This window comes from Bacillus sp. JJ1532 (assembly GCF_036965085.1).
Lineage (GTDB): Bacteria > Bacillota > Bacilli > Bacillales > Cytobacillaceae > Cytobacillus.
The window spans coordinates 1-7,709 of sequence record NZ_JBALOW010000143.1 but is presented as its reverse complement, the minus strand read 5'-3'; the positions used below and the strand labels follow the sequence as shown (position 1 = coordinate 7,709).

Below are 7,709 nucleotides of genomic sequence, written 5' to 3'. Positions count from 1 at the left end.
CTTTTAAAAACTTATTTTTGTTTTTCATTGCTTACCTCCAATAGATTTGTAGTTTTGATAGTAAACCATTATTAATATAAGAAAATGATTAAAATATTTAGAGTCCTCCCAAATTTATTAAAATCAAGTAAATTATACCATTTATAGACTAGTAACAAAGTTCTGAATATTACGTATTTCATAAATGGTAGTAAAGTAATAGATATTTAATTAGTTTCCTAGCAAAGAACAAATTTTCAGCGCTGAAACCATAAATGCAGGTCAATTTATGTGTACAAAGAATATTTTTACAAAACAGGCCAAAACCTCAGGTCTCTGGCCCAGCTGAGGAGCGACTTAATTTGTTCATTTTAGGCGATGGCTACACAAGCGAGGAAATGGACAAGTTTCGCGAAGATGTGGACAGGAACCAAAACGTCCAGTGGAGTGTCGAGCCATTCCGCAGCTACCGGAACTACTTTAAAGTGTATATGATTGAAACCCCTTCCAATGATTCTGGTATTAGCTGTGACCCTGACGATGGGAATGTTCGACGTGATACAGTCTTTAATCTGCAGTATGCAAGTCAGTGTCCTTCAGACCCGTTAGCCCGTGGTGTCACGTATGGAACAGGTGGAAGACAAGCTCATGATGAAATTGTTAAATATGTAGCTTCTCAAATTGGAATTGCTGCAAATGCTCAAAACATCCAGACGTTAAACATCGCTAACACCGATACATATGGTGGTATCGGTGGTACAAATGCAACAACGACCGGAGGAAGCCATCAGGGACCACTCGTCTCTTTGCATGAACTAGGGCACTCTTTAGACAATTACGTGATGAGTATGCTTATAGTAATCGTGGAATACCGGGTACCCCACATCCTGATTCAGAACCTAGTTCTTTCCATCACACGCGTATGAGTTCAGAAGAGATGATTGAAAAGAAAGATAAGTGGTGGCGCTGGTTGGGTGAAGAGAGTGAATCCGGTGGTATCATCCGTGCTGCCGACCCTGACGGCTATGAGAGCGGACTAACTAGAAATTCTAATGTATGGCGTCCTTGCCAGCATTCGATGATGAGGCATACAGGCTTCTACTTTGATCAAGTCGGACGCGAACACATGACTTATCGAATTACAGGCATGCGAAACGCTAATAAGATGCCATTGAACTCAACACCTGAGGGTGAAGTTGGCTCTAACGATATTTTATGGGTTGAGACAATGCATCCTCGTTTCCACGCACTTAACGTGACTTGGGAGATCAATGGCAAAATGATTGATACAAACAATAGTCGCTACCTAGAGCTGGCTGAACATGATGTTAAACACGGGGATACTGTGAAAGTAACAGTGAATGATCAAACTGAGTTTGTTCGTGACCCATTCTACCTAGACGGACCTAGAATGACTCAAACGAGAGAGTGGACGATTGGTCAAGCACTTCCAAACGTGGAAGTGGATGTAAAGTTTACGAATTCTTCAGCAACAGAGCGTGCTCTAGCATTTAATGAGACCGTCTTTGTTCAGACTACTCATCCAACTGATCGAATTCTAGATGTGACTTGGGAACTTAACGGCGAAAAAATAGCAGACACGAACCACAGCAGGCTTCTAAACTTGGGAGAATTTAACCTACCAAAAGGTTCTTCTATCCTAACAGCAACTGTAACAGACCCAACTAACCCGAACGGTGAATCAGATACAATAAGTTGGACGGTCGATAATGGTCTCGCGACAGCACCTAAGACACTATCCGAGCCACTTGCAAAACCAAAATTTTAAATATATAGAATATTAATAATATTAATACAAAAAGATGTAAAAAAATCAACATTTGAAAAAACTTTTTTTGTAATATTTTTTAAAAATTGTTTAAACATATATGAAAAAATGTAGTCAAGTTATCGGTGCGCTATACGTAAGTAGTGTTTTCAAGTTTAAATATTAAAATATTTTAAATTAACCGTTGATAGTCTTTTGCTAAATTCCTCACATACATATTAGATGGAAAAATATTTGGAAAATACGGAGGAATTTTTACACCAATCGAGTCAGAGAAAACCATAGTAGTTAAAAAGTTTATGCCCATGCCCTTTTGTATACCAAAAGGTCATAGGCATATAAGTGAGAGTGTCCCTTAACATTTGTTTTTTCCAAAATGGATAAAACTTGCGAAGGGTGCAATCCTTGAAGATAACGGAAAGAACTACATATATTTTTTATTTTAGGTAGGAGATTAATTTAGGTTTCCTGCTTTGAAAATTTCACCTGTGCCCAATCATCCAGTTTCTTCACATGTTTTTTTCCAATAGTAAAGCCATACAGAATCAGCAGCAAAATGATTAGCGTAAATAAATCGACTTTGCTTGTGAAAATGAAATTAATAATCCCCATCAGTACTTGAGGAACCACACCTGTAAGGGCAACTAAGACTGCGGCAACCTTGAACCAGAAGTTTGATTTTAACCTGTACCTCGCATATAGGAGGAAAAAGATTGAAGCCCATGCAAGCACCTCAAGTATCACTAAGATAAGCCATTTATTTTCAACTAGAACATTCAAGGTTCCACAACCTCATCTTTTAAGGATTTTCCCTCTAAATTTTTCCGCCTAAAAAGTCGTAAATTACATAGTCATTTTAGGATCATCATTAATTGTAAAACCCGTAAGATCCTCGGCTGTTTCGGTAACCATAACTGGGAGTTTTTTCGCGAACAATTTGCCTGCAAACATATAAAGCAATGCAGTAGAAGCTAAGGAAACAAAGTAATTATAATCCAAGAACATTAAGCCAATTCCTATCCCTATTAAATAACAAGACAAGGATACGGGATTGATTCCATGCCAGTAGGAATATTTCCCCTTGCTGTTAAATAGATCCCCAAGACTGTATTTCCTTTTTCTGAAGTAGAAATAATCTACGACTATGATTCCCAGCGCAGGGCCACCCGCAGCACCGAATACAGCTAAAAATACGTCTAAAATTGGCCCAAACTTCCACGGCTGTAAAACAAACGCAAGCACGCCCACAATGACGGTGGCAGTCTTGAAATTAATTTTTTTAGGGGCAAGCGCGCATATGACATACACTGAAGGGAACAGATTTGCTGCAGTATTTGTTGATAATTGGGCCACGAAAACAAACAACGCGATTATGGCAATGATTGCATTATTTCCTCCGGCCATTAAATCCGTAAGATACGGCAGGACTTCTGCACCATTCATGCCGGGTACTAAAACTACCGTAATAATGCCGATCATTGTAAAAAACATAAATGCAGGCGCAGACCAAATAGTGTACGAAAACAAGTGTGCTCTTGCGGATTTTTTCATGTCGCCATTTTTTATCTTACAGTCCTTTGTAAAATCGTTAAATCCCATAGCAACAGCAGCATAGCCACCTAAACAAACACCAAACCCATAAAGCCAGCTTTTACTTGTTCCCCCTGTACGGCCAAGGTCCCAAACATCCATCAAAGTAACATTATGAGTTTTCATCAATACATAAAACATGATAATACCAATTACAATCATCAGTGGTGCTGCAAATGTCGTAAATCGTTCAATCCCTTTCGCACCGGATATGGTTACTAATATGAGCAGCAATGCATTAATAATTATGGCAACTAGCATATTATTAAACCCAAATACTGCTGTCATGAACATGTTTACTGCGGTTGCGCCTATAAAACCGTTTAATCCTACAAAAATAATCGCAGGCATTGCTCGCACAAGCCCAACAATCTTCCCTCCGAGCGGTCCTGCTACCGCTGTTATGGTTGTGGCGAAGGAAACGCCATATTTCAGTCCAATCTCCTGTGTGGCAAAACAGGCTAAACACACTAGCACCTGACCAATCAGATTAATCCAGACAAGTTCTCCGATTGTATAATACTGTACCAAAGGGGTCATAACTAAAAAGCTTGTCACCTGCACCGCGATTCCGAACCAAATCATACCGATTCCAAATGGACCGATCGTTCTTTTGGAATATTCTACTGGAGCCAACGATTCACTATAGAGGTCATGTTCAGATTTTGCTTGAAAATCTATCATACTATTCCCCTCCCAAATTGTTTTCGAAAAACATCAAATTTACCGTTGCCTCCAGAGTATGAGTCCTTGATGTCAGTCTAGCATCGTTCCACCAACATCAAGGCCTTCACGCGCACCTATACAGCACTGTATTATCTGCCTAGTTCTCCTTTTCCCACCTTGTAAATTCCATATTTACAGATTCTACCAGATTCTGACAGATCTCTTTCCATAGCACTTCGCCCTTGTCCTTAGTTGCTAGAGATGCCTTCCACAGTACACCGCTCTCTGCCGTTATTCTTTTTGGTATAGGCAGCATGTCGTAAAATGGATAGTATTCCGCTTTATCATCTTTTGCCCTCGAAAAATCGACTAGCTCTGGTGCCACATACATCATCACAGATGTTTCAAAAATTGAAGCATGCTCAATCCCCCACCCAGGAAATTGTCCCTCAAATACATACTCCATTGTCTCAGGCTTTAATTCACTAAAAGGAGTTTCAATAATAAGCAACTTTAAATCGGGATAATCATTTTTTCTATCCTCGTACACATTGTAAGCTGCGTCATAGATAAAATTGGAATTCTCAAAATGCCAATTAAAAAGGACTATTTTTCTAAAGCCCGTTCTGATAAATTCCTTAACAACGTCCATAATTACTGCGGTTAAGGTTGACCCGCTAACTGAAGTTGTTCCTGGGAAGGTCTGCCCGCCACCAGTGCAGGGACGCGAGCGAAATCCATAAGTCACAGTAGGTGCAACGATCAAGTTTGTTTCCTTTGCCACATCAAGAGCCATTCTTTCCGATAGAAGTGCATCTGTACATAGAGGCATATGTGGGCCATGCTGTTCCGTTGCACCTATTGGTAGAATTACTCCACATCCATTATCAACAGCATCCCTAACCTCCATCCAAGTCATTTGAGACATTAATCTTTTACTCATTGATCACACTCCCTTTCTACTTTTAGTTACACAATAAAGCAGGCAAAGACCACCTCGTCTTTAACTGATGATGGCAACTAGGACCAGCTGATTGCAGTGCCACAATCATAACGAAGTTTCGAATAACTAAAACAATTGCATACTCTACTCCCTAAGCGATTTTGTTCACCCTCTAAACCATTGATTAGAATCAATGTAAGCGCTGTCAAAAATTGGTTTCCGCTCTCAGGCTTGGTTTATGGAAGCTTTAACCAACGCAATCACTGTTCCTATTGTTCATGATCAAATGAGATCAAATCGCTTATATAGCATGTATACTCGCTTTGTGATGAGACAGAACATTTTTTTGATCTTCTTATTCCCAATGGGTCCTATCTTAAGGAACAAACAAGTAAATATAAAAAGGACATCAAAAACGTATTAAGGTGGACCTACAATTTTTATGGATAGGAAGTGGAAATTGTTATGTTCTTTTTTGGAGAATCGAGCAAAAGATACATCAAAATCTCTCAGTCTTCATAAATTTATTCATAGAGGATAATAATCCGCTTTATGAGGAGGCTATATATGAAAATATGGCGTTTAGGTCATGCGATGTATGTATTGAAAAGCAAAGCAGGGAAAAATTATCTGATTGATCCGTTTTTCGATATGAATCCTGGTTTTGCAAAGGAGTTAGATCATGCTGATTTTTACAAATCAATAGATGCTGTTTTTTTGACTCATGGGCATTTAGACCATACGAGCGGTTTGTCTAAATTTGTTCAATTTAAACCAGATATTATGATTGTTGCGCAATATGATTTAGCCATGATTCTTCTTCAAAAAGGAATGAAAAATGTTTTTCCGATTAATTTCGGCGGGAGCGCTTCACTAGATGATGTACATGTAACAATGGTTCAGGCCTTACATACTTCATCCTATGGCGAAGCTGAGGGATTACCTGTGTATGCTGGGGAGGCAGCTGGCTATATTTTTGACTTTAAGGATGATTATACGATTTACCATTCAGGTGATACGGGCTTAATGCTTGATATGAAGCTGATACAAGATTTCTATCAGCCTGAAATCGCCATTCTCTCATCATCTGGTCAACTTACAATGGGGCCGAAAGAAGCTGCCTATGCTGTTCAACATTTATTAGATGTGAAATATGTTATCCCAAGTCATAACTTTCCAACCGAAAAGACCGCAACCAACTTAGCCTCTTATGCTCAGCTATTAAAGAATTTCCCAATTGTCGGATATATGATGGATAATGGCAGGGAATTAGCAGAATTATTAAAAGACTATTCAAAGACTAAAGTAATTGAACTTTCTTTTGGAGAAGAAAGAGAGTTTACGAAGTAAAACGTTATTGATTAAGAATAAGAGCCTAAACTGTCAAACAAATGGTTTAGGCTCTTTTCTTTAGAATTATTTAACGTATCGGTACATGCTTAAAATTTAAAAATCTAGGATACGTCTCATTCTAATGAGGTAGAAATATATGAAACCATTTCTCTTGCTGCATATGATACATACTTATCTTTCTTTAAAATAATTCCTAATTTCCAGATGATCGGTGGATCAACGATAGGAATGGCTTTTATGAGACTTTGATCTACTTTTTTTGCAACGGATTGAGGAAAAATCGTGATACCTAGATTCTGGCCCACCATCTCCGTGATGAAATCCCAATAGATACTCTGATATGAAACATTTGGTTGAAATCCTACTTGTATACACTCCTGTATAATTTGCTGATAGAGAGTAGAATCATCTGGAAAAAGGACAAATGATTCATCTTTTACCTCCAGCAAAGAAACCTTCTCTCTAGTAGCGAGAGGGTGAGAAGAATGAACAAATAACACCATCTCCTCTTCTACAAACGGTATAACATCAAATTCATCCTCTACAGGTAATGCAGCTACACCTAAATCTAGTATTCCCTCATTTACAGCTTGCTTTATTTTTATTACATGATTTTCTACTAATTGTATCGAAATATCGGGATACAAATCTCGAAAGCCTTTTATGATTTTGGGAAAAAATAAAAATCCTATGAGAGGAGGAACCCCAATTTTTAACTTTCCTTTTTTCAAATTCATCATATCGTTTAAAAGCGAAGATAAATCATCAAGCAATCCTAAAATCTTTTGTCCTTCCTCAAATACAATTTCTCCAGCAACAGTTAACTCAATTTTCTTTGCTGAACGATCAATAAGTTCAACGTTCAACTCATTTTCTAGATTTCGGACCATTTTGCTAATGGTTGGTTGAGATAAGCATAGAACTTGAGCTGCTCGTGTAAAGCTTTTTTGCTTTGCCACTTCTATAAAATAGTATAATTGCTTAGTATCCATCTTTGACCCCTCTATAGATATATTTCATGATTATTATATATATGATTCATATTACCTATAATTTGAGTGGAAGTACACTAGCTTTGATAAGTATTAACAATAAATGGGGCGACATTTTTTACATATGATAGTAATCCGATTATCAATGAGAAAATAAGAGACAATAAAATTAATTGTAACTGCATTTAGAATATAGAAAACTAGCTAAATTTTAAAAATGATTGCTATTTTAAGATAATTATGTTCTACTTCACAGCTTGTAAACTGGAATGGTAATTACCTGCTTTTACCATAGATAAAATGCATGGTTTTTATAATTTATATTCATTTTACTTATATTAAAATATCAGTTACATTAATATATGTTAAGGTATTTTTTGAAAATATAGTATAAATG

General features: G+C 37.5%; 7 protein-coding genes. 3 read left to right on the top strand and 4 right to left on the bottom strand.

What is annotated here, in order from left to right; all coding sequences use genetic code 11:
- Positions 1-254: 254 nt before the first annotated feature.
- Positions 255-905, top strand: a complete 651-nt coding sequence (locus V7122_RS25450) for a M64 family metallopeptidase (RefSeq protein ID WP_335530070.1) — start codon at positions 255-257, stop codon at positions 903-905.
- An 11-nt stretch (positions 906-916) separates the two neighbouring features.
- A complete protein-coding gene (locus tag V7122_RS25445; RefSeq protein ID WP_335530069.1) occupies positions 917-1,768 on the top strand; it encodes a hypothetical protein in 852 nt (283 codons plus the stop codon).
- A gap of 459 nt (positions 1,769-2,227) precedes the next feature.
- Here the strand turns inward: V7122_RS25445 and V7122_RS25440 are convergent, their stop codons facing one another.
- From V7122_RS25440 to V7122_RS25430, 3 genes are all read right to left on the bottom strand, one after another.
- Positions 2,228-2,548 carry a hypothetical protein gene (locus V7122_RS25440; protein WP_335530064.1) on the bottom strand — a complete coding sequence of 107 codons (321 nt, stop codon included), beginning with the start codon at positions 2,546-2,548 and terminating at the stop codon, positions 2,228-2,230.
- A gap of 63 nt (positions 2,549-2,611) precedes the next feature.
- Positions 2,612-4,042, bottom strand: a complete 1,431-nt coding sequence (locus tag V7122_RS25435; protein WP_335530061.1) for a cytosine permease — start codon at positions 4,040-4,042, stop codon at positions 2,612-2,614.
- A gap of 139 nt (positions 4,043-4,181) precedes the next feature.
- On the bottom strand, positions 4,182-4,967 hold the full coding sequence (locus V7122_RS25430; protein ID WP_335530059.1) for a creatininase: 786 nt from the start codon (positions 4,965-4,967) through the stop codon (positions 4,182-4,184).
- 567 nt (positions 4,968-5,534) lie between these two features.
- Here V7122_RS25430 and V7122_RS25425 point away from each other — a divergent pair.
- On the top strand, positions 5,535-6,317 hold the full coding sequence (locus V7122_RS25425; RefSeq protein WP_335530057.1) for a metal-dependent hydrolase: 783 nt from the start codon (positions 5,535-5,537) through the stop codon (positions 6,315-6,317).
- A 116-nt stretch (positions 6,318-6,433) separates the two neighbouring features.
- On the opposite strand, the gene V7122_RS25420 is transcribed toward V7122_RS25425, so the two are convergent.
- Positions 6,434-7,312 (bottom strand): LysR family transcriptional regulator, encoded by an 879-nt coding sequence (locus V7122_RS25420; RefSeq protein ID WP_335530054.1) that lies wholly within the window; start codon positions 7,310-7,312, stop codon positions 6,434-6,436.
- Positions 7,313-7,709 lie beyond the last annotated feature (397 nt).